Here is a 22,464-nt window from a genome sequence, read left to right on the forward strand (position 1 = left end):
GGGCGGTCAAAGCCCGGGTGCCGGGATGCATGTGCATGCGTTTTCGCCGATGGAGATTTCTAACGGGGTCACCAAAAGCGGCACCTCGATCAGGCAGTGGCTTACCGAGTTGCGCGAGGCCGGGTTGGGGTCCATTCCGGGTACGGCGGCGGAGATTCTTGATGATGAGGTGCGGTGGGTGTTGACTAAGGGCAAGTTGCCGACGTCGGCGTGGGTCGAGGTGATCACCACGGCTCATGAGGTGGGGTTGCGGTCCTCTTCGACGATGATGTACGGCCATGTCGACACCCCGAAGCATTGGGTGGGTCATCTCAATGTGTTGCGGGGGATTCAGGACCGCACCGGGGGGTTCACCGAGTTTGTGCCGTTGCCGTTCGTGCATCAGTCCTCGCCGTTGTATTTGGCCGGTGGGGCGCGGCCGGGGCCGACGCATCGCGATAACCGGGCGGTGCACGCGTTGGCGCGGATCATGCTGCACGGGCGTATCGACAATATTCAGACCAGCTGGGTCAAACTGGGTACCGACCGGACCCGGGTGATGCTGCAAGGCGGCGCTAACGACCTGGGCGGGACCCTGATGGAAGAGACCATCTCCCGGATGGCCGGCTCGGAGAACGGCTCGGCCAAGTCCGTCGAGGAACTCGTCGCGATCGCCGAGGGCATCGGTCGACCCGCACGTCAACGCACCACCACCTATGCGCCGATGGCCGCCTGACGCACCTGGCGCGTCGGAAACCCTGCGGCGCGTTGAACCAAATGCCAACCTGGGCACGTATACCGAATGACTGTCGCATCCCCAGCCCAGGAGCGTCGTGACCACCATCTTCGGATTGCCCGCCCATGCCCTGCTAGTGCACGCCGTCGTCGTGCTTGCTCCGTTGACTGCCGCGCTCGAGATCCTCTGTGCGCTGTGGCCTGCCGCCAGACGTCGGCTGGTGTGGTTGGTGTTGGCGTTCGCCGTCGGGGTGTTGGTGCTGACGCCATTGACGACGAGCGCCGGTGAGTGGTTGTACGACCAAGCGTCTCAGCATCCGGAGATCCTCGAAACGCACGAGGAACGCGGCGAATGGATGATCTACTTCGCCGTCGGTCTGCTCGTCGTGGCGATCGCCCAGGCGGTGCAGCATTGGCGGGAATCGCGCACGTCGGAGCCCAAGCGGGCACTGGCTGCCGTCGTCGCGGTGCTCGCCGTCGTGGTCGGGGTGTCGACGGTCGTCGGCGTGGTGCGGATCGGGGATTCAGGGGCGCAGGCGGTCTGGGGCGTCCGACAGTGACGGGGCGCCGGGCGGCCATCTCGCAGCGGGCGTGCTAATCAGGGGTGTGACCTCTCCCCAGACGTACACCACCGACGGACGACCGCGGGCCCGTGGCCTCGGGATTCCATTGCCCGGCGAACCGGGTCCGCTCAACGCGCTCACCGACGTGTCCGGCGTCGAGGTCGGCGAAGTGACGCTCATCGAAGGTGACGGCCCGCTCCGGGTCGGGGAAGGGCCGGTCAGGACCGGCGTCACCGCGATCCTGCCCCGCGGCCGTGCAGGCGTCGGACACCCGTGCGCCGCGGGGTGGCACTCGCTCAACGGCAACGGCGAGATGACCGGCACCACGTGGATCGAAGAATCCGGCGCGTTCAATCTGCCGATCGTGTTGTCGAACACGCACGCGGTCGGCGCCTGCCACACCGGCGTCGTGAGTTGGGTGAACCGGGTCAAGCCCGAGTTGGCCGGCCAGTGGCTGCTGCCGGTCTGCGCCGAGACGTGGGACGGCGACCTCAACGACATCAACGGCGCCCACGTGCGGCCCGAACACGCGGAAGCCGCGCTGAACGCCGCGACGGCGGGCCCCGTGGCCGAGGGCTCGGTCGGCGGCGGCACGGGGATGAATTGCTATGAGTTCAAAGGGGGCAACGGCACCGCGTCGCGCGTGGTTGGCTACGGCTCGCGCGCCTTCACCGTCGCTGCCTTCGTGCAGGCGAACTTCGGCTCGCGAGGCGAGTTGACCGTGGCGGGTCGACACGTCGGTCCTGCGCTGAGCGACGACAATCCGCTGGGCGCGGAGTCACTCGCGGAGGACGCGGGCGTGCGGCGGCCACCCGGCGCAGGCTCGGTGATCGTCGTCGTCGCGACCGACGCGCCGCTTCTGCCGGGCCAGTGCAAGGCCCTGGCCCGCCGGGTGCCGCTCGGCCTGGCCCGGACGGGAACCACGGGAAGTCACTTCTCCGGGGACATCTTCCTGGCGTTCTCGACTGCCAACGCCGAGGGATTGCGCAGCGGATTTCCGGTGGGTGCGCCCGCCGACGACGAGTTCGGCACGCTGAGTTTCATCCCCTGGGGGCGGATGGACGCGTTCTTCACCGCCGTCGTCCAATCGGTCGAGGAGGCGGTCCTCAACGCGTTGGTGGTGAACGAGGAGATGGTCGGCCGCGATGGGCACCGCTCTCCCCGGCTGCCCCTTGAAGCGGTGGCCACTCTGCTGGGAATCGGACCGGCGTAAGGTCGACCGGGTTAAAATCGGACCGTGGTCCGGAACAAATTCGGACCATGGTCCGTTTATGCTGGAGAGGTGCCGGGAAGTCCGGCCCCAAGCCAAGGAGACGTCTTATGACCGCAGCAGTTGCCAGCGACCTCACCGCCGGGACCTGGGCCATCGATCCCGTGCACTCGTCGATCAACTTTTCGGTACGCCACCTGATGGTCAGCAAGGTGCGCGGCACGTTCGGGACCTTCAGTGGTGCGATCGTGGTCGCGGAGGACGGCACGCCGTCGGTCACCGCCGAAATCGCCGTCGACTCCATCGACACCGGCAACGAGGGGCGTGACGAGCACGTCAAGGCCGCCGATTTCTTCGACGTCGCGCAGTACCCCACCGCGACGTTCGTCTCGACCGGCGTGAAGGCCGACGGCGACGACTACGTGCTCAGTGGTGACTTCACCCTCAAGGGCATCACCAAGCCAGTCGAGCTCAAGCTGGAGTTCAATGGCGTCAACCCGGGCATGGGCCACGGCGAGGTCGCAGGCTTCGAGGCGTCGGTCGTGCTGAACCGCAAGGACTTCGGCGTCGACATCGACATGCCGCTGGAGACCGGCGGAGTGGCCATTGGTGAGAAGGTCACGATCGTCCTCGACATCGAGGCGCTCAAGCAGGCCTAGCGCTTCTGCGCGAGCAGACGCGGACGGGTTCCGGCGCGAACGCGTTGACGACGGCGCGAACGCGTCGAGTCCGCGTCTGCTCGCCCACCGCGTGGTACGTCGTAGGCTGGCGGCGATGCTGGCGAAGTCTGAGATCCGGTTCTTGCCGTTCGGCGGCCGCCGCCTGGCGTATGAGATACGCGGGGACGGCCCGCCGCTCGTTGCCCCGGCGTGGTGGGTGAGTCACCTCGAACTCGATTGGCAGACCGCGGGTTTCAGAAACTTTTGGGACGGCGTTGCCGACGGCTTCACACTGATCCGTTACGACCGGCTCGGCGTTGGCATGTCGGATCGCACGGTGCAAGAGTCGGATCTCACCATCGACGCCGAAGTCGCCGCATTGGGTGCGCTCCTCGACGAACTCCGGCTGGAGCGCGTTTCGCTCGTCGGCGGGTCGAGCGGCAGTTGTACGGCAATCGCCTTCGCCGCCGCGTATCCGCAGCGGGTTGAGCGCTTGTTGCTCTACGGGTCGTACGCCGAGGGCGCGGCGCTTACCCCTCCCGGCGTGGGGGATGCCATCCTCGCGGCGGTGCGCGCGCACTGGGGCCTCGGCTCTCGCCTGCTCAGCGACATGTTCCTCGGTGGGGCCGACGCAGCCGAGCACGACCGATTCGCCCGGCTACAGCGGGAAGCGGCGTCGGCCGAGACCGCCGCCGCGTTGTTGAGCCTCGTCTATCGCCTCGACGTACGCGGGCAGCTTCCCCTCGTCCACCAGCCGACGGTCGTCCTGCACCGTCGCGACGATCGCGCGGTGCCCTACCGGCTGGGACGTGAGGTCGCGGCCGCGATTCCCGGAGCGACGTTCGTCCCGCTGCAGGGCAGCGCCCACTTCCCGTGGCACGGAGACATCGAGTCCGTCGTCCGCGCCTGCCGCCAGGTGCTCGCCCCGCAGCGGCCCTCGCCGCAGGGCGCGGTCGCGTCCACCGGCATGCTGCTGACCGCTCGAGAGCGTGAGATTCTCGCTTGTGTCGCAAGAGGTTTGAGTGATCGCGAGATCGCCGAGCAGCTGGTGTTGAGTTCGCACACCGTACATCGCCACGTCGCGAACATCCGGCACAAGTTGGGGCGAACCTCGCGCACGGCCGCGGTCGCCGAGGCCGCGCGGCTGGGGTGGCTCTGAGCTGGCCGCTACGGGCCATTCGGGAGAGATGGTCAATTCGGGTGATGCGGGGCGGCAGCCGCCGCTCGTAATTTGGCGGCATGACCGACACCGACGTGCGGCGGGCACGCCCAGTTTCCCGGGTGTGGCTGCGGATCTTCGCCGTGGCGTACGACCCGTTCCTCTGGCTGGGCGAGATCGCGGGCATGCGTCGCCGGCGAGGGGCACTCCTGAGCAACGCCCGCGGGCGCGTCGTCGAGATCGGCGCGGGCACTGGATTGAACGTGGCGCACTATCCCGGCGGGATCGCCGAGCTCGTGCTGACCGAGCCAGAGGCAGGGATGCGGCGACGGCTCACCGACCGTGTGCGGCGCAATGGGCGCGCGGCGCGGATCGTCGACTCGTCGGCCGAGCGCCTGCAACTGGCCGACGCCTCGGTGGACACCGTCGTCTCGACGTTGGTCCTGTGCACCGTCGACGATCCCGAGCGCACTCTTGCCGAGATCGCACGCGTGCTCCGTCCGGATGGGCAGTTGCTGTTCATCGAACACGTGCGCGCCGGCTCGCCGGTGCTCGCGGCGTGGCAGGACCGACTGCTCCGGCCGTGGCGTCGCTTCGCGGGCGGCTGTCGCTGCAACCGACCGACCGTAGATCTGATGCGTGCGTGCGGGTTCGCCGTCTCGGCCGACGAGGTGTCGTGGCGCGCCATGCCGGTCATCGTCAAGCCGCTCGCCGTCGGGCGGGCGACGCAGGCCCGCTAGAGGGGCGACGGCCGGAGCCGGGCGCACCGTCCTCCATCCTCGGCAACGTGCGGCGGAGCTGCCGTGGGTGGCCGCCCAGAAGTAGCCGATGGAGCGGTCAACGCTCGGAAACGCTCAAGAGGTGGCTAGGCGACTTGTATGTGCAACGTCTAGTATCAGTAACTACGCGCCGCCCCTCACGGGCGGCGTGCGAAGTTAGGACACACTGAGACTGGCGTCCAGGTATGGGCAACGCATACTTGCTCAGACTTCGGAGGTATCTCGGGAGTCCCAACGAGCCAAAACCCGACCAGCAGCCCACTGGACAGGAGATACATCAGTGACGTACACCATCGCCGAGCCCTGCGTCGACGTCAAGGACAAGGCGTGCATCGAGGAATGCCCCGTCGACTGCATCTACGAGGGCGCACGCATGCTGTACATCCACCCCGACGAGTGCGTCGACTGCGGTGCCTGCGAGCCGGTCTGCCCCGTCGAGGCCATCTACTACGAGGACGACGTCCCCGATCAGTGGAGCGGGTACACGCAGCACAACGCGGACTTCTTCGCGGAACTGGGCTCACCCGGCGGCGCGTCGAAGGTCGGGGAGACCGCAAACGACCCGCAGGCCATCAAGGACATGCCCCCGCAGAGTGAGGACTGACCGACGGCCGGGCCACTGTCGGCATCGTTGCCGGTCTTTCCCTGGGACACGCTCGCCGACGTCACTGCCGCGGCGCGCGCCCACCCCGACGGCATTGTCGACCTCTCGGTAGGCACGCCGGTCGACGAGGTCGCGCCGCTGATTCGTGACGCGCTGTCCGCGGCTAGCTCCTCACCCGGCTATCCCGCCACCGCGGGAACGCCCGCCCTGCGCGCCTCCGCGATCGAGGCGCTGCACCGTCGGTACGGCATCACCGACGTCGCCGACGACGCCGTGCTGCCCGTGATCGGCACCAAGGAACTCATCGCCTGGTTGCCGACGCTGCTCGGCCTGGGTCGCGGCGACCTCGTCGTCGTGCCCGAGCTGGCGTACCCCACCTACGACGTGGGCGCCCGACTGGCCGGTGCGGAGGTCATCGCCGCTGATTCGCTGACGCAGCTCGGCCCGCGGAGTCCCAAACTGGTGTTCGTCAACTCGCCCAGTAATCCCACGGGCGCCGTGCTCGGCACCGACCACCTCCGCAAGGTCGTGCAGTGGGCGCGCGACCGCGGCGCGCTGGTCGCGTCAGACGAGTGCTACCTGGGCCTCGGGTGGGACGCCACGCCCGTCTCGGTGTTGCACCCCTCGGTGTCCGGCGGTGATCACACCGGCCTGCTGGCCATCCACTCGCTGTCCAAGACCTCGTCGCTGGCCGGCTACCGCGCAGGCTTCGTCGCGGGCGATCCGGCTGTCGTCGCCGAACTGCTCGCGGTCCGCAAGCATGCGGGCATGATCGTTCCGACGCCGATCCAGTCCGCAATGGTCGCCGCCCTCGACGACGACGAGCACGAGAAGGCGCAGCGGGACCGCTACGCCCGCCGCCGCGACGTCCTGCTGCCCGCCGTCGTCAAGGCCGGCTTCACCGTCGACCACTCCGAGGCGGGCCTCTACCTGTGGGCCACCCGCGACGAGCCGTGTCGCGACACCGTGGCGTGGCTGGCGCAGCGCGGAATCCTGACGGCACCCGGCGAGTTCTACGGCCCGCGGGGCGCGCGGCACGTCAGGATCGCGCTGACCGCCACCGACGAGCGGATCGACGCCGCGGTGCACAGACTCGGCTGAGTCGCCGAACGTGGACTCGCTCCACGCGTTCACGCGACCTGGCGTGGATCAACTGCACACTCCGCAAGCCACGGGCAGCCTGCCGCGTCGAGCGCGGCGAACACCCGCTCGATGATCACCGCGCGTCGGTAGCGCAAGAGGTTGGCGCTGACGCGGATGATCCGCCAATCGAGCGCGGTGAGCTTCGCGTGCCGGTCGATGTCGTGGGCGAATCGCGCCGGATCGGTCCAGTGTTGCTCGCCGTCGTACTCGACGCCGACGCGGTGCTCCTCCCAACCCATGTCGATGCGGGCGAACGGATATCCCGCCGCATCGCGTACCGGAATCTGCGTCTGTGGTCGGCGAAACCCGGCGCGGACGAGTGCCAAGCGGGTCCGGGTCTCCTGCGGTGACTCGGCGCCACCGTCCATCAGCTCGAGCACCGTCCTGAGTTGCGCCAGTCCTCTTGCCCCGCGGTGTGATTCAACCAGTGGGCGCACCGTCCCCGCGGGCACTCCACACGAGTTGGCCAACGCATCGACGCGGATCACGGCCTTCTCCAGACCCTTTCGGCGTCCGAGGTCGTACAGCGTGCGGGCAGGGGTCGTGACGGGTATTCCCTCGACGGTCGTCACCTCGTCGTCGCGCAACACCTCGCGATGGACGACGATGTCGTTGGCGCTGCCCTCAGTCCTGGTCAGCTCGGCCGGTTCGCCGCCGTTGATCCACAGCGAGCCGTGCAGCGCGGCGGCGGACAACCCCGCGACCGTGGCTCGGCGGCCGGACCATAGCCACGCGGCAACCGCGCGACGCTCTGCGGTGAGCTCCACGCCCCGCGGCAGATAGACGTTGCGGTAGATCAGCTGATTGCGGCTGTACAACGTCCGTTTGGTGAACTCGCCGCGGGCGATGGCCTCGGTGCCGAGGAACGGTTCCAGTAGTGGGCGCATGCGATCACGAAAACACCGATCGCTCGTCATCGCGTTCGCCGCGGGGCCCGTACTGGCCCTCTCGTGGATGGCCGCGGCACTGTGCACAACCCGGCGCACAACCCGCCGAATGTGGACTTCGTCTACGCCTGATGGCATCGAGGCGTGGATCAACTGCACATTCGACGGCTACGTCGGCACGCGCAGGCTCAGTGAAAGCAACAGCCGCACATCGGGATCGGCCAGCGTGATGTCCAGTGCCTCCTCGATGCGGCGCACCCGGTAGCGAACGGTATTGGGGTGCACGTGAAGCCACTCGGCGGCCAGTCCGACGTCACCGAATGCATCGAGGTAGGCACGCAGGGTGTCGACGAGCGCCGGATCCCTCTCGCGCAGTTCCCGCACGCGTGGATCGACGAGCCGCTCGTCGGCGCTGATCATCGTGACGATCTCGTCGAGCACCACCGTGGTACGCGCCTCGGCGAGCGAGGTCACCTGCCCGATGGCGCCGGGGTGGCGTTCGGCGCTGTCGAGGACGCGGTCGACCTCGGCGCGGGCAGCCGCCACACCCGCCAATCCGGCTGGGGGACTGGCGATCACGGCCCGTAGGTCCAGTCCGAGTTCGGTGTGCAGGGCGCCGATCGTGCCGCGAATCCACGACGTCACCGACGCGACCTTGCCGGTGTGCGGGAACAGCACGTACACGCGTGACCGGCCCGCCGCCACCTGCGCGTCGCGTCGGAACGCGCTGGCGCTCAGCGCCAGGACGTCGGCCAACCGGCCGGGCGCGCCCCGTGCGCCGTCGAAGCCGATCACGGCGACCCGGCCGTCGACGGCGATGCCGAGTTCGATTGCCACGCCGGCGACCTGAGTCTCGTCGAGCCCGCCATCGCGCAGGCCGAGCAGCTGCTGTACGCGCACCGAGTGCATCGATGGTGCCGCCGCCAGTCGCGACATGATCCTGGCGGCCAGCACACCAGCCCCGCGCAGCACGTCGTCGGTGTCGTCGGCCAACGGTCGGGTGCCTGCCTGCAGCCAGATGGTGCCTGCAAACACCGGTCCGTGGCGCCGGTCGGCCGCCACGTGGTGGATGCCGACGGCCCGGCGGGGGCGCAGTCCCAGTTCGGGTCGGGCGTCGACGCTGACGACGTCACCGGTGGCCCGCAGGGCATTGAAGATGCCTGCGCGACCGATCCACTCCAGGTGCTCCGGTGGGCCTGCACGGCCCAGGATCGACAGCCGCCGCAGGTCGTCGGCCTCGTCGTTGGACGCCGAGTAGGCCAGCACGTGGGACTGGGCGTCTTCGATGCTCACCATCCCGTGTGTGCGGTCGGCGATCGACTGCGCCAATCCGAAGAGGTCGGTGCTCGAGTCGTACAGCGGATCCGCGCGGTCGCCGTGGTGCTCGAAGACGTGATCCACCAGCCGGTACAGCCGCTCCCAGCGGGCCCGCGGCTCCACGGCGACCACGGCCGTGCCCGCGGCGACCGCGCGGGCCACCACGGCGTCCGACGGCTCCTTGACGAAGATCGCGGCGGGTGCGCGGTGCTTCGTCTGCTGGACCAACCAGGCGAGCACGTCGTCGTCGCCGACCCCGAGAATGAAGAACACGTCGGCCGACTCGGCGCCGACCGCGAGGCCGAGCCGGACGTCGTCTGCGTCGATGAGGGCGGCGGAAGCCACGGGCAGGTCCAGGCCACGGGGGGCGTCGACCAGGGTCACCATGGTCGCGTCCAGTGCCAACAGCAGCTGACCCAGCCCGACGCCGACGGTCGTCACATTGTCGGATCCTACCTGCAGATCATCGCAACCTTGTCCGATCGGCCAACGGCTGACAGGCTCGCGCGGGAGACCCTAAACACATGAGCGCATCCGTCTCCGCCGTCACCGACGTCCCAGCTCCCACCAACGAGCCGGTGCACGAATACGCACCGGGAAGCCCCGAACGCGACCGCATCCAGAAGGCGCTGACCACGCTGGCCGCCGAGCAGATCGACCTGCCCCACGTCATCGGCGGGAAGCACGTCATGGGCGACGGCGAGCGCATCGACGTCGTTCAGCCGCACCGCCACAGCGCCGTCCTCGGCACGCTGACCAACGCGGGCCACGCCGAGGCCACCGGCGCGGTCGACGCCGCCATTGCCGCCAAGGACGCGTGGGCGGCCATGCCGTTCGATGAGCGGGCCGCGATATTCCTGCGAGCCGCCGACCTGCTCGCCGGACCGTGGCGCGAGAAGCTCGCCGCCGCGACCATGCTCGGCCAGTCCAAGACCGTGTACCAGGCCGAGATCGACGCGGCCTGTGAGCTCGTCGACTTCTGGCGCTTCAACGTCGGATTCGCCAGGGAACTCGTCGCGCAGCAGCCGATCAGCTCCCGCGGCGTGTGGAACCGCACCGACTACCGACCGCTCGAAGGCTTCGTCTACGCGATCACGCCGTTCAACTTCACGGCCATCGCAGGCAACCTACCGTCGGCGCCTGCCTTGATGGGCAACACCGTCGTATGGAAACCGTCCGTCACGCAGACCTTCTCGGCGTACCTGACGATGCAGCTGCTGGAGGCCGCCGGCCTCCCGCCCGGTGTGATCAACTTGGTCGCCGGCGACGGCTACGCCGTGTCGGACGTCGTGCTCGGCGATCCGCGGTTGGCGGGTATCCACTTCACCGGCTCGACCGCGACCTTCCAACACCTGTGGCGCGAGGTCGGCACCCACATCGACCGCTACGACACCTACCCGAGGCTGGTCGGCGAGACCGGCGGCAAGGACTTCGTGGTCGCCCACAGCTCGGCGCGTCCAGATGTCTTGCGCACCGCCCTCATTCGCGGTGCCTTCGACTACCAGGGGCAGAAGTGCTCGGCCGCATCGCGGGCATTCATACCGCGGTCGGTGTGGCAGCAGATGGGCGACGACTTCCTCGGCGCCACCGAACAACTCGCCTACGGAGACGTCACCGACCTCTCCAACTACGGCGGCGCACTGATCGACGAGCGGTCCTTCACCAAGAACGTCAAGGCCATCGAGCGGGCGAAGGGCGCGCCCGGGGTCACGGTCGCGGTCGGCGGCGAATACGACGACAGTGAGGGCTACTTCGTCCGGCCCACGGTGTTGCTGTCCGACGATCCCACCGACGAGGCATTCTCGACCGAATACTTCGGACCCATCCTCGCGGTCCACGTCTACGACGACGACCGTTGGGACGACGTCCTCGGCGTCGTCGACGCCGGCTCCAAGTACGCGCTCACCGGCGCCGTGATCGCCGACGACAGGGCGGCCGTGCTGGACGCCCAGACCCGGTTGCGCAACGCTGCCGGCAACTTCTACGTCAATGACAAGCCCACCGGCGCGGTGGTCGGCCAGCAGCCGTTCGGCGGGGCACGCGCGTCGGGCACCAACGACAAGGCGGGTTCCGCGCTGAACCTCCTGCGGTGGACCTCGGCCCGATCCATCAAGGAGACGTTCGTCCCGCCGACCGATCACGCCTACCCCCACATGGAGAGCTGACATGAGCGTCTTCCAGAAGGTCGCACGGCCTGCCATCCTCGCCGCCGCCAGGTCCGACGGGCTGCGTCGCACGGCGGAGCGGATGCCCGTCACCAGGCGGGTGGTGCACCGCTTCGTGCCGGGCGAGACCGTCGACGATGCGTTGGCTTCGGTTGCGGAACTGCGTGATTCGGGCCGACTGGTGTCCATCGACCATCTCGGTGAGGACGTCACCGACGCCGAGGCCGCGGAGACGACGGTGCGCGCCTACGTCGGTCTGCTCGATGCCCTTGGCCAACGCGGCGAGACGGCCTCTGACCCCCGACCGCTGGAGGTGTCGCTCAAGCTGTCCGCGCTTGGGCAGGCGCTGCCTCGCGACGGGGAGAAGATCGCGCTGGAGAACGCCCACGCCATCTGCACGACGGCCAGGGACGTCGGCGCGTGGGTGACCGTCGACGCCGAGGACCACACCACCACCGACTCGACCCTGTCGATCGTCCGCGAACTGCGCCAGGACTTCCCGTGGCTGGGCACCGTCCTGCAGGCGTACCTCAAGCGGACCGAGGGCGACTGCGAGGAGTTCGCGGGCGGTCCGGTCGGCTCGTCGCTCGAGCGCTCGTCGACAGGCGCGCGCATCCGATTGTGCAAGGGCGCCTACGACGAGCCCGCATCGGTGGCCTACCGCGATGCAGACGAGGTCACGGACTCCTATTTGCGGTGCCTTCGCGTGCTGATGGGCGGCGAGGGCTACCCGATGGTCGCCTCACACGACCCGGCGATCATCGACGCCGTGCCCGCCTTGGCTCGCGAATTCGCCAGGGGTGTCGACGACTTCGAGTATCAGATGCTGTTTGGCATCCGCGACTCCGAGCAGCGTCGCCTAGCCAACGGCGGCAACCACGTCCGGGTCTACGTGCCGTTCGGCACGCAGTGGTACGGCTACTTCGTCCGGCGGCTCGCCGAGCGTCCCGCCAACCTGACGTTCTTCCTGCGGGCACTGGCCGAGCGGCGTCGCTGAGCAACTATCGCAGGTTCGGGCCTAGGCTGACCGCCTCCCCCAGAGGTGCGCTTGCGTCCACACAGCCGAGACACCGCCGAGCAGGCGAGTGCACGCAAGCCTAGGTCGAGAGCTTCTCCGTGATGTCAGACCGCAGGGCCTTCTTGTCGATCTTGCCGACCTGGGTGCGGGGGAGCGCATCGATGATCTCGATCCGCTCCGGCCACTTGTACTTCGCAACACCGAGGGCCTCGAGGTGGTCTTGGACATCGGGGATCGTCGGTGCGTGGCCGACGATGACGAGATAAGCGCACACGCGTTCGCCCAGTGTGGCGTCGGGCATTGCCACGACCGCGACATCGTCGACCGATGCGTGTTGGCGTAGCAGAATCTCGAGCTCCTCGGCATTGATCTTTTCGCCCCCACGGTTGATGAGATCCTTGATCCGTCCCTCGATCGACAGGTATCTCTGTTCGTCGTGGACCTCGATCCGACCGCGGTCTCCTGTGCGGTAGAAACCGTCCGCGGTGAAGGCCACCGCGTTGTGCTCGGCAGAGGCAAGGTATCCGGGGATCGTGTACCAGCCGCGGCAGGCTAGCTCTCCGACGACGCCGTCGGGAACTTCGTTCTCCCCGTTGGGATCTAGGATACGGATCTCGTCGTCTGCGGTCAGGGGCGTGCCGACGGTCCTTGCGCGAAGGTCCCTCGGGGAGGTGAGCGGCGTGAGAGTGAATAGGCCTTCGCCCATTCCGAACGATTGTCCCACCCAGGCCCCGAATCGTTCGACGCGGGTGAAGACCTCGTTTGGCACTTTGGCGCCGGACAGGATGACGGTACGGAGGTGCTCGGCAGCGGGAGGATATTCCTCGGACATTATCCAGCTGAACATGCCGTGACCGAAGATCGTGTCGTTCACATGGTGCTCGCTCATCATCTGAAGCGCCACGGTCTTGTCCGGGGGCGGCAAGACCAAACATCCACCGACCGAGTGCGTTCCGTGCAGACCGCAGGTGATGCCAGCGTTGTGGATGAACGGACCGGCATGGCAGGTGACGCTGTGCTCATTGCGTCCGAGCGCCTGCGCCCAGGCGCGGCCGTTGTTCCAGTACTCGCCGTGGAGTCGGGGAATCACCTTGGGAACGCCGGTGGTCCCACCCGAAAGCTGGTACACGGCCACGTCTTGCGGACCGATGTCGGACTGCACGGCCTCGATTGGCAGGCGGCCGGCGTCCGGTTCGATGGATGACCCGAGCTCCTCGATTCGGCTGACTCCGGTACGCGTCAGGGACGCATCGCCGCCGACGGTGAACAGGTGAGTCAGTGTGCCGCTGATACGCGCCTGCTCCCGAGCGAAGTCGACCATGTCGAAGCGCTGCGGCTGGGAGTCGTCGACGATGTGGCCGACTGCCCCCACCAGCTCGGCTATGTGACTGATCTCGTGTCCGCGATGACCGGCAAGAGTGGCGACCGGCAGCGCGCCTGCCTTGAGTACGCCGTACCACGCCACGACAGCAGCCACGCTGTTGCCGACCTGAAAGAGAATCGGATCGCCTGGGCGGATACCGCTCGACAGCATGGACAGTGCGACTTGGTCGCTGCGGCGATCGAGCTGCCGGTAGGTGATCGAGTCACGAGGATCGATGACGGCCGTTCGGCTACCGAAGCGGCCCGCGATCGAGTGGAAGCGCTCCGCCGTGGGAGTCTGGCTCCACAACCCCTTCTCGAGGAAGTGCGCGACCCTGTCTCGTGGATGAGGCACGACGCGCGATTCGGCCGATTGCTGCATTCAGCTATTCCTTTGCGCTGGTGACGGCAGGCGTCGAGTGAGGGTGTCGATTGACACGTTGATCATTGGACTTCATGGTCGAAGACATTGAAACCCCTACTCGGACAGGCGGTGCCGATGGTCCATCTCGGGGCAGGGGACGACCTAGCGTTCGGACTCGGCACGGGTGCCACGGTGACCAGCGGGGGGCAGGGCTGACGAGGCGAGAAGCGCCAGTTTGTCGGCGTCGGCGGAATCGGCGTCGGGGTGATAAACGACGAGCATCATGCCTTCGGTCCCGGCGATGGCGAGCCTCTCGCGGTTCAACCGAAGGCCGCCCACCTGCGGGTGATCCAAATGAAAGTAGGACCCCCGCTGTCCGGCGACGTCGTGACGGTTCCACAGGTAGCGGAAGCGGGCGCTGGAAAGGCTGAGCTCGCCCACGAGCTCAATGAAACGGGGATCGTCGACATCGGCGATGGCCGCCTGGCGGAAGCTGGCGATCAGGCACGCAGTCGCCTCGTCCCAATCCGGGTAGAGCGTCGGCGCGTACGGGTCTTGGAACAAGTCGCGGAGCTGATTGCGACCTACCGCGATATGAGTGTCGAGAGCGGAGGCCAGTTCGTTGGCGGCGAGCACGTCAAAGTAACGGTCTTCGACGAAAGCGGGCTGCGTGAGCGTGGCCAGCAGCTTGACGATGCCTGCCGGTACGGACTCCTTGGGGGAGCGCCGTCGTTTTCTGCGCCTGGGATTGTCGGCTGCCAAGCCCAGCAGGTACGCGACACCCTCGTCGTCGAGTTGGAGCACGCGCGCAACGGATTCCAGGACTTCGCGCGACGGGTTCCGGTCGCGCCCACGCTCGAGGCGAAGGTAGTAGTCGGCACTGATGCCGGCGAGCATCGCGACCTCCTCCCGACGAAGGCCGGAGACGCGTCGCCCACCGAGGTCCGGAATGCCGGCTTGCTCCGGGGTGACGAGTCCGCGGCGGGCGCGAAGGTAGTCGCCGAGCGGGTTGGCCTTGTCAGACATACGTGCAGCGTATTCGGTTGCGCGGGTGTGTGAGGGGGCCCTGTCATCCCCCCGTCTCACGGGGGCACTGGTTGGCGTCGCTGCCCGCGAGCAGCATCGGTGACGACCCGAGAATCGACGTCACCACGATAGGGAACCCCGGTTCCCGCACTGCAAAGGAATCCGACCATGAGCGCGCCCATCAATCGGCAGATCGTGCTTGCTGCACGTCCGGTCGGGAATCCCACCGAAAGCGATCTAAGGGTCGTCGAACGGGAGGTTCCGGTGCCAGGTGATGGCGAGATCCTCATTCGCAACCTGTTCATCTCGTTGGACCCCTACAACCGGATCATGATGGGCAACGCGAATAGCGACGCCGTCGCCATAGACATCGGCCAGACGATGACCGGCGCCACCGTGGCGGTCGTCGAGGAGAGCAAGAATGCCGACTTCGCCGTTGGCGACCACGTCGTCAGCATGCTGTCGGGGTGGCAGGAGTACGCGGTATCCGGCGGTTGGGATCTTCGAAAGATCGATCCCGAGCAGGCGCCTCCGTCGGTTTCACTTGGCGTGCTTGGCCATACGGGTTTGACCGCGTGGGTCGGCTTGACCGAGATCGTCGACCCGAAGCCGGGCGGCACGCTCGTCGTCACCGCCGCCGCCGGGGCAGTGGGCTCAGCCGCGGTGCAGATCGGAAGGCTCCGCGGACATCGAGTGGTAGGTGTCGCCGGTGGGCAGGAGAAGTCGCGCTACCTGCTCGACGTCCTCGGCGTGGACGCCGCAGTCGACTACAAGGCAACGGATTTCGCCGAGCAGCTTGCGCGCGCCGTCCCCGGCGGCATCGACACGGTCTTCGAGAACGTCGGCGCATTCATGTTGGAGGCCCTGCTGCCCCACCTCAACCTCAACGCGCAGATCGTGGTCAGCGGCATCATGTCGCAGATCACCGCGACGGTGCCACCAGCCGGGCCCGATCGCGTGCCGGATCTTCTGCGGGCGGTGCTGTATCAGACTCTCACCATTCGGGGTTTCGCCCTGCCGGATTACTTGGGCAGCTTTCCCAAGTTCATCGCCGAAGTCGGGCCGTGGGTGGCTGACGGTCGAGTCAAGTACACCGAGGACATCGTCGACGGTTTTGAGGCCATTCCGAGCGCCTTCATCAAGATCTTCGAGGGCCGCGCGCTCGGAAAGGTGATCGCCAAGATCGCCTAGCGCACCGACCCGTAGCCGCCGCCAGCCAATCTAGGAAGGACTCGTAAATGCCGAACATGCCCGCAGTTCTCCTTACGGAGGACCGCCAGATCACCCTCGCCGATCACCCGGTGCCGACTCGACGGGCTGATCAAGTGATCGTGGACGTCGATCTCTGCGGGATCTGTGGCAGTGATCTTCACGCACCGGGCCTGCCCCAGGTTTATGTGGGCGGTGTCGTGATGGGGCACGAGGCGGCAGGCACGATCAGCTGGGTGGGTGATGAGGTCGAAGGCTGGACGCTCGGACAGCGGGTCGCGATCAACCCCAACGGGAACGTCGATGACACCTGTGCGCAGTGTCGCGCCGGACGTCCGAACTTCTGTCGACAAGCCACCATGGAGACTGCCCTAGGCCTGCAGTTGGACGGCGGGCTGGCGGCGCAGATGGCGGCGTTCCCGGGCACCTTGCGGCCGGTGCCCGATTCGATGACACGAATTGCTTCGGCGTGGGTGGAGCCGACCGCTACCGCGCTGCACGCCATCAACCTCGCCGGTGAACTGGAGGACAGAACCGTCGTCGTCACGGGTGGGGGACCCATCGGCCAGCTCGCCGTGCGAATCGCACGCAGTCGCGGCGCAGGGCGACTGGTGCTGGTCGAGCCATCGCCCGAACGGCGGGCTTTCGGGGTGGCGTCGGGCGCCGATGAGATCGTCACCCCCGCTGAGGCGGCTGACCTGATCGGAGACCTCCACGCTCACGTCGTGGTCGAGGCCTCCGGCAGCGGGGCCGCGTCGGCGCTGGGTCTCGAGGTGCTGGCGCCGGGTGGTGTCTTCGTGGTCGTCGGGGCGGGGGAGGGCAACGTCCTGGACTCCGGCCCGGTGCTGCTGAAGGAGCTGCAGGTGCGCGGGTCGTTCGTTTACACCCGCGAGTTCGACGACGCGATTTCGCTGCTCGCCGGGGGATGCATCGACGTCGACGACCTGACCTCGGTGGTGGCGCCGCTGGAGGAGTACCGGAACGCGTTCGACTCGCTGCTCGACGCGTCGACCATGAAGGTCCTCATCTCACCCCGGGGCTGACGGAACGGCCGTCGCGAACGTCCGCGGCGGCGTGCTCGGCCACTTGACACTTGCGTTTGATCATCAATGGTAACGACGAATTTCGGCGTCGTGGAGGCACGACGCACTATAGAAGGCGGCAGAGCATGTCACTTGTAATCGGGGTCGACGTCGGCGGCACCTTCACTGACGCGGTCCTCATCGACGACGCAGGCGGTGTGGTCGCGGCCAAAGTTCCATCGACGCCGCCCGACTACTCCGTCGGGGTGTTCGACGTACTGCGGGCCCTGTCGCAGGAGCGTGGGGAATCGATCGAGGGGATGCTGGCCGACGTTCACCATCTGGCACATGGGACCACGTCATCGCTGAACGCGTTGGTCACGGGAAACGTCCCCAAGGTGGGATTTCTGACGACGCTCGGGCACCGGGACTCGATCTTCATCATGAACGTCGAGGGCCGCTATCTCGGGCGCTCGCCCGAGGAGTTGCAGGACGTGATGCGGCAGAACAAGGCCCACGCGCTTCTCCCGAAAAAGCTTGCCGTCGAGGTCACCGAGCGGATCGACCGCGACGGTCGGGTGGTCGTGGCGCTGGATGAGGCAGGGGCCAGGGCCACCATCCGGGCGTTGTTGGATGCCGGCGTCGAAGCGATCGCGGTGTCGCTGCTGTGGTCGTTCCGCAACCCGGTGCACGAGCAGCGACTGCGTGAGCTCGTCCACGAGATAGCGCCTGACATGTTCGTCGCGCTGTCCAGTGAAGTGAGCCCGCGCATAAGGGAATTCGCCCGAAGTGCCACGACCATCATGAGTTCCCAGATCGGCCCCGGCCTCCGCGCGTATCTGGGGTCGCTGAAGTCCACCCTGCGGGAGAACGGTCTCGCGGGACCGTTGCTCGTCATGCAGAGCAATGGGGGCGCAGTGGCCGCCGCGGAGGCGCCGGGGACTGCCATCAGCACGGTCGGCTCGGTGCTCACGGGTGGTGTGGTGGGCGCGGTATCCCTGGCTCAGCAACTCGGACACTCCAACGTCATCGCCACCGATGTCGGTGGCACCACCTTCCTCGTCGGGCTCATCGTCGACGGTGAACCGGTGCGGGCGAGCAACACGATCATCAATCACCATCCGATCAACGTGCCCACGTTGGAAGTCCACGCCATCGGGTCCGGTGGTGGAGCGGTGGCCTGGCTGGACGCCGGCGGCAATCTTCAGGTCGGCCCGCACAGCGCTGGTGCAGTACCCGGGCCGGCGTGCTACGACCAGGGCGGCTTGGAGCCGACCAACACCGACGCCAACCTGGTGCTCGGCATCCTGAGCGATCGTGGCCTGATCGGTGGTCGCAAGGCGCTGTCCATGGCAGCGGCGCGGACGGCGATCCGCACCAAGATCGCCGACCCCCTTGGCCTGACCGTCGAGGAAGCGGCAGCCGCCATCTACGCCGTGCAGAATTCGCAGACCGGCGACCTGCTGCGCAAGACGGTCGTCGAAGCCGGTCACGATCCGCGCGAGTTCGTGCTCTACGCCTTCGGCGGCGCAGGGCCTGCCCATGCGGCCAGATATGCAGCGGAGGTGGGCGTCGGCACGGTGGTGATACCACTTGGTCAGGTGGCCTCGGCGTTCTCTGCATACGGGTTGGCGTCCTCCGATGTCGTGCTGGCGGCCGAGCTGTCCGATCCGTCGAGCGTCCCACTGGACCCGGACCGCGCAGCCGCGAACTTCGCGCGGCTGGAGGCCCAGGTGCTCGATGGCCTCCGCCGACAGGGCCTGGATTTCGCGTCCATCGACGTCGAACGCGAACTCGACATGCGTTACGCCGCGCAACTCGCCGAGGTGACGACACCCGTCGGAAGCCACGACATCAACCCGGCAGTCCTTGGTCGGGCCACTGAGACGTTCGAGCAGCGCTACGCAGCCCTGTACGGCGCGGGGTCGGGTTTCAGTGCCGCAGGCATTCAAGCGATCACCTATCGGGTGCGGGCCACGGGCGTGCTGCCGTTCTCGGCGGCGCTGCCGGAGATCAAGTCCGCCGACTCCACCGACCCGGGGGGAGCCCGTGTTCGAAGTCGCCCGATCTGCCTCGACGGCACGGTGGGATACGTCGACACCGACGTCTACGACTACCGGGGTCTGCTGAGCGGTCACGTCCTCACCGGGCCCGCCGTCATCGAACTTCCGACGACCACCGTGGTCGTGCCCGCCGGTACGACCGGCACCATCGACAGACTCGGCAACCTGGCGATCACGCCGAACTAGGAGATCACCCATGACCGTTCCCGTTCCCGGCTCCGAACTGTTCGAAAGCCGCCCCATCGATCCCGAACAGTTCCGGCGCGAGCTGCCCGAATCGCTTGCGGTGCACAATGTCTCGCAGGAGCAGGTCGACAACCTGGATCCCCTCACCTATGAAGTGGTCAGGCACCGGCTCTGGTCCGTCACCGACGAGATGGGGGAGGCGCTCAAACGCATGTCCGGATCTCCCATCGTCGTCGACGCGAATGACTTCGACTTTGCTATCAGCGACGAACTCGGGCAGGAAGTCCAAGTGGGGCTCTACAACACCATGCTGGTGGGTGCTGTGGACCTCGCGATCTACTGGACACTGAAGAATCGGGAGGTGCGCGAGGGCGACATGTTCCTGTGCAACGACCCGTGGGTCGGGGGTGGGCTGCACCAGAACGACGTCATCGTCTTTCAGCCGATCTTCGCCGACGGTCAGCTGTTCGGGTGGACCAGTGCGGTCTGTCACGAGCCGGATCTCGGCGGCGTCGGCCTCGGATCCTTCTCGATCGAGGCGCAAGACGTGTTCTCCGAGTCGGTCCCCACTCCACCGGTCCGAGTCGTCCGCGGCTTCGAACTGCAAGACGACATCGCCGATCTCTGGGTGCGGCGCTCGCGTGTGCCGATGCTCATCGGACTTGACCTGCGCGCCAAGATCGGAGCCAGCAACGTCGGCCGTGAACGGCTATTGGCCGTTGTGCGGCAGTACGGCGCCGACACCGTCAAGGCCGTCATGAAGCGGATGATGATCGACGCCGAGAGTCGGCTCCGCACCAAGCTCACTTCGTTGCCCGAGGGAACGTGGCACGCCACTGGCTACCAGGATCAGTCCGGCGCCCGGGACCGCGGTTTGCACAAGATCACCGTCGCGATGACAAATCGCAACGGACACTTGACCTTCGACTTCCGCGGCACGGATCCGCAGACAGGAGTCATCAACTGCACCTACGCGGGGATGCGCGGTGGCGTGATGCTGGCACTACTGCCGATCCTCGCAGCCGACATCCCGTGGTCCGCGGGCGGCCTCATGCGCTGCTTCGACCTGATCTCTGAACCGGGCACCCTGAACAATGCGACCTTCCCCGCGGCAGTCGCTCGGGGACCGATCGGCCCCGCGTGGATGACCGGATCCTTGGTTGCCGAATGTCTTTCGCAAATGCTCGACCAGTCCCTCACATTGGGGGAGAACGTTCAAGCGACCTGCTGCGGAACGCACGACGCCGCCCTGCTGGCCGGGCTCGACACCCGCCACGACCAACCGGCACCCTTCATCAACGTCGTCATGGAGGTAATGGCAGGCGGTTATGGCGGCCGCCCCGATGCCGACGGGCTGGACTCCGGCGGCCTCGCGTGCATCCCCATGGGCAGGATTCCCGATGTCGAAATGACCGAATTCCTCTACCCGGTGCTTGCATTGTGGCGTCGCGAAGAACCCGACACCGGCGGTCCCGGTCGACATCGCGGCGGTGTCAGCGGCTCGTTGGCCATGATCTCGCACGGTTCCTTGTTTCCCTTCGGCGTTCTGCAGGCGACGTCGGGGAAGGCGGTCTCGCAGAACAACGGGCTCTCAGGCGGTTACCCGGGCAACAGCGCGCGCAGCCTCATCGCGCGCAACGCAGAGGTGGCGAAGGCATTCGCAGCAGGAACCATCCCGACAAGCCTCGAGGAACTCGGCGCGGCGCGCCAACTTCTGCAGTGCTACGAGAACACCGGCATGGGTGTCGATGACGTGTTCTTCCTGCAGTGGCAAGGTGGCGGCGGGTACGGCGACCCGCTGAAGCGCGATCCCGCATCCGTCGCGCGAGATCACCGCGAGGGCAGAATCACCACCGCCGGGGCGGCCGAACAGTACGGCGTCGCGCTCGACGACGCATCGAACATCGACGTGTCAGGTACGGCCGCGCTCCGTGTGCACGCCAGGCGCGAGCGGGAAGCTCGTTCGTCCGATACTGCGGATGCCCCGATCCTCGACCTCGTGGGGGCTCGCAGGCTCAACGACGGTCTCGTGGAGGTTGAAGTCGACAATGCGAGGCGCGTGGCGTGCTCGAACTGTGGGCGACAATTGGCCGCCGGCGAAGCCACGACCTTGGACCTCGCGATGTACGAAGGTCCTTCCAGCACAGCGGGTCCGCAGATCACGTCGGCGCCGGAGAACTATGTCGACGCGCCCATCGTCTTCCGGCAGCTGTGCTGCCCGGGGTGCTGGACCGCGGTGTACTCGGCTGTGGTGCCTGCTGACCATCCTGACCATGCGATCGAATTGGCATCGCTGCTGGCCGGCCGGTCTGCGTGACCACCGGGGCGCCCGGCGCGACACCAGGCGACGCAGGGCAGCGGGTCGCGGTGGTCACGGGAGGCGCGGGTGCGATCGGGTCCGCCATCGTGGCTGCGCTTCGGGGCGCGGAGCATCGCACGGTCGTCCTCGACCGCCGAGGAGGAGATGTGGTGTGCGATCTCGAGTCGGAGTCGTCGACCAACGACGCCGCGGCCGAGGTGTTGGACCGCTACGGGCGGTGCGACGTTCTGGTCCATTGCGCGGCGCACTTCGAATCCATGGCGCTCGGCGATCTCGACCTCGCAAGGTGGCGGCGCGTGCAGGCGGTCAACGTCGAAGCGCCCCTGCTGCTGTCGAAGGCGTTCAGCCCTGGCATGGCCCGGCGCGGATTCGGCCGCATCGTCTTCATCGCCTCGGACACGCTGTGGTCGCCGCCGGACGCGCCCTTCCTGCCCTACGTCGCGAGCAAGGGCGCGATTCTTGGCGTAATGCGCACCCTCGCAGTTACTTTGAGTCCCCAGCGCATCGCCGTCACCGCAGTGGCGCCGGGGCTAACCGATACGCCTGGATCGAGAAGTGTCAACGATTCCGGTCAGATCGATGCTGTGGTCGCTCAACAGGTCATGAAACGACCTCTGACTCCTGAGGACACAGCACACGCCGTGGCATTTCTCGCGTCTGACGGCGCGGAAGCGCTGACCGGACAGGTCCTCGT

At 67.2% G+C, this 22,464-nt stretch carries 18 protein-coding genes and 1 pseudogene; 15 read left to right on the forward strand and 4 right to left on the reverse strand.

The annotated features are described in order from the left end of the window. From cofH to dapC, 8 genes and pseudogenes are all read left to right on the forward strand, one after another. A pseudogene (cofH, locus tag ABW137_RS14890) lies at positions 1-715 on the forward strand (5-amino-6-(D-ribitylamino)uracil--L-tyrosine 4-hydroxyphenyl transferase CofH); the annotation flags it as partial. Between the two features lie 97 nt (positions 716-812). Beyond that, a complete protein-coding gene (locus ABW137_RS14895; protein WP_526401210.1) occupies positions 813-1,274 on the forward strand; it encodes a DUF2231 domain-containing protein in 462 nt (153 codons plus the stop codon). 46 nt (positions 1,275-1,320) lie between these two features. Next, positions 1,321-2,490 (forward strand): DmpA family aminopeptidase, encoded by a 1,170-nt coding sequence (locus ABW137_RS14900; protein WP_526401212.1) that lies wholly within the window; start codon positions 1,321-1,323, stop codon positions 2,488-2,490. 107 nt (positions 2,491-2,597) lie between these two features. Then, on the forward strand, positions 2,598-3,146 hold the full coding sequence (locus tag ABW137_RS14905; protein WP_526401214.1) for a YceI family protein: 549 nt from the start codon (positions 2,598-2,600) through the stop codon (positions 3,144-3,146). A gap of 115 nt (positions 3,147-3,261) precedes the next feature. Then, on the forward strand, positions 3,262-4,305 hold the full coding sequence (locus tag ABW137_RS14910) for an alpha/beta fold hydrolase (protein WP_526401216.1): 1,044 nt from the start codon (positions 3,262-3,264) through the stop codon (positions 4,303-4,305). An 80-nt stretch (positions 4,306-4,385) separates the two neighbouring features. Next, positions 4,386-5,045 (forward strand): class I SAM-dependent methyltransferase, encoded by a 660-nt coding sequence (locus tag ABW137_RS14915; RefSeq protein WP_526401218.1) that lies wholly within the window; start codon positions 4,386-4,388, stop codon positions 5,043-5,045. Positions 5,046-5,364: 319 nt separating this feature from the next. Beyond that, complete coding sequence (gene fdxA / locus ABW137_RS14920) at positions 5,365-5,688, forward strand: ferredoxin (protein WP_526401220.1); 324 nt, start codon at positions 5,365-5,367, stop codon at positions 5,686-5,688. A gap of 15 nt (positions 5,689-5,703) precedes the next feature. Next, on the forward strand, positions 5,704-6,789 hold the full coding sequence (gene dapC / locus ABW137_RS14925) for a succinyldiaminopimelate transaminase (protein ID WP_526401243.1): 1,086 nt from the start codon (positions 5,704-5,706) through the stop codon (positions 6,787-6,789). Positions 6,790-6,818: 29 nt separating this feature from the next. On the opposite strand, the gene ABW137_RS14930 is transcribed toward dapC, so the two are convergent. Then, on the reverse strand, positions 6,819-7,718 hold the full coding sequence (locus tag ABW137_RS14930; protein ID WP_526401222.1) for a type IV toxin-antitoxin system AbiEi family antitoxin: 900 nt from the start codon (positions 7,716-7,718) through the stop codon (positions 6,819-6,821). Between the two features lie 168 nt (positions 7,719-7,886). Continuing rightward, complete coding sequence (locus tag ABW137_RS14935; RefSeq protein WP_526401224.1) at positions 7,887-9,476, reverse strand: PucR family transcriptional regulator; 1,590 nt, start codon at positions 9,474-9,476, stop codon at positions 7,887-7,889. 83 nt (positions 9,477-9,559) lie between these two features. Here ABW137_RS14935 and pruA point away from each other — a divergent pair, with 83 nt between their 5' ends. Together pruA and ABW137_RS14945 are read left to right on the forward strand one after the other, a co-directional pair. Continuing rightward, positions 9,560-11,200, forward strand: a complete 1,641-nt coding sequence (pruA, locus tag ABW137_RS14940; protein ID WP_526401226.1) for an L-glutamate gamma-semialdehyde dehydrogenase — start codon at positions 9,560-9,562, stop codon at positions 11,198-11,200. Between the two features lies 1 nt (position 11,201). Next, positions 11,202-12,197 carry a proline dehydrogenase family protein gene (locus ABW137_RS14945; RefSeq protein WP_526401228.1) on the forward strand — a complete coding sequence of 332 codons (996 nt, stop codon included), beginning with the start codon at positions 11,202-11,204 and terminating at the stop codon, positions 12,195-12,197. A 100-nt stretch (positions 12,198-12,297) separates the two neighbouring features. On the opposite strand, the gene ABW137_RS14950 is transcribed toward ABW137_RS14945, so the two are convergent. Further along, complete coding sequence (locus ABW137_RS14950; RefSeq protein ID WP_526401230.1) at positions 12,298-13,962, reverse strand: (2,3-dihydroxybenzoyl)adenylate synthase; 1,665 nt, start codon at positions 13,960-13,962, stop codon at positions 12,298-12,300. Positions 13,963-14,106: 144 nt separating this feature from the next. Next, a complete protein-coding gene (locus ABW137_RS14955) occupies positions 14,107-14,970 on the reverse strand; it encodes a helix-turn-helix domain-containing protein (RefSeq protein WP_526401231.1) in 864 nt (287 codons plus the stop codon). Between the two features lie 168 nt (positions 14,971-15,138). Between ABW137_RS14955 and ABW137_RS14960 the strand changes: the two genes are divergently transcribed. From ABW137_RS14960 to ABW137_RS14980, 5 genes are all read left to right on the forward strand, one after another. Then, positions 15,139-16,161: an NADP-dependent oxidoreductase gene (locus ABW137_RS14960; protein WP_526401233.1), complete on the forward strand. Its 1,023-nt coding sequence runs from the start codon at positions 15,139-15,141 to the stop codon at positions 16,159-16,161. Between the two features lie 47 nt (positions 16,162-16,208). Beyond that, entirely contained in the window at positions 16,209-17,222 is a 1,014-nt protein-coding gene (locus ABW137_RS14965; protein WP_526401235.1) for a zinc-dependent alcohol dehydrogenase, read from the forward strand. Positions 17,223-17,347: 125 nt separating this feature from the next. Further along, on the forward strand, positions 17,348-19,450 hold the full coding sequence (locus ABW137_RS14970) for a hydantoinase/oxoprolinase family protein (protein ID WP_526401237.1): 2,103 nt from the start codon (positions 17,348-17,350) through the stop codon (positions 19,448-19,450). Between the two features lie 10 nt (positions 19,451-19,460). Further along, positions 19,461-21,767, forward strand: a complete 2,307-nt coding sequence (locus ABW137_RS14975) for a hydantoinase B/oxoprolinase family protein (protein WP_526401239.1) — start codon at positions 19,461-19,463, stop codon at positions 21,765-21,767. Continuing rightward, on the forward strand, positions 21,764-22,464 hold a 701-nt coding region (locus tag ABW137_RS14980), incomplete at its 3' end, for an SDR family NAD(P)-dependent oxidoreductase (RefSeq protein ID WP_526401241.1). The genes ABW137_RS14975 and ABW137_RS14980, both read left to right, overlap by 4 nt.

Origin of the sequence: Mycobacterium sp., assembly GCF_040509115.1 — a bacterium.
Lineage (GTDB): Bacteria > Actinomycetota > Actinomycetes > Mycobacteriales > Mycobacteriaceae > Mycobacterium.

Coding starts and splice junctions, on each gene's coding strand:
- ABW137_RS14905 (WP_526401214.1), top strand. CDS start 2,598: ATGACCGCAGCAGTTGCCAGCGACCTCACCGCCGGGACCTGGGCCATC.
- ABW137_RS14910 (WP_526401216.1), top strand. CDS start 3,262: ATGCTGGCGAAGTCTGAGATCCGGTTCTTGCCGTTCGGCGGCCGCCGC.
- ABW137_RS14915 (WP_526401218.1), top strand. CDS start 4,386: ATGACCGACACCGACGTGCGGCGGGCACGCCCAGTTTCCCGGGTGTGG.
- ABW137_RS14930 (WP_526401222.1), bottom strand. CDS start 7,718: ATGCGCCCACTACTGGAACCGTTCCTCGGCACCGAGGCCATCGCCCGC.
- pruA (WP_526401226.1), top strand. CDS start 9,560: ATGAGCGCATCCGTCTCCGCCGTCACCGACGTCCCAGCTCCCACCAAC.
- ABW137_RS14945 (WP_526401228.1), top strand. CDS start 11,202: ATGAGCGTCTTCCAGAAGGTCGCACGGCCTGCCATCCTCGCCGCCGCC.
- ABW137_RS14950 (WP_526401230.1), bottom strand. CDS start 13,962: ATGCAGCAATCGGCCGAATCGCGCGTCGTGCCTCATCCACGAGACAGG.
- ABW137_RS14955 (WP_526401231.1), bottom strand. CDS start 14,970: ATGTCTGACAAGGCCAACCCGCTCGGCGACTACCTTCGCGCCCGCCGC.
- ABW137_RS14960 (WP_526401233.1), top strand. CDS start 15,139: ATGAGCGCGCCCATCAATCGGCAGATCGTGCTTGCTGCACGTCCGGTC.
- ABW137_RS14965 (WP_526401235.1), top strand. CDS start 16,209: ATGCCGAACATGCCCGCAGTTCTCCTTACGGAGGACCGCCAGATCACC.
- ABW137_RS14970 (WP_526401237.1), top strand. CDS start 17,348: ATGTCACTTGTAATCGGGGTCGACGTCGGCGGCACCTTCACTGACGCG.
- ABW137_RS14975 (WP_526401239.1), top strand. CDS start 19,461: ATGACCGTTCCCGTTCCCGGCTCCGAACTGTTCGAAAGCCGCCCCATC.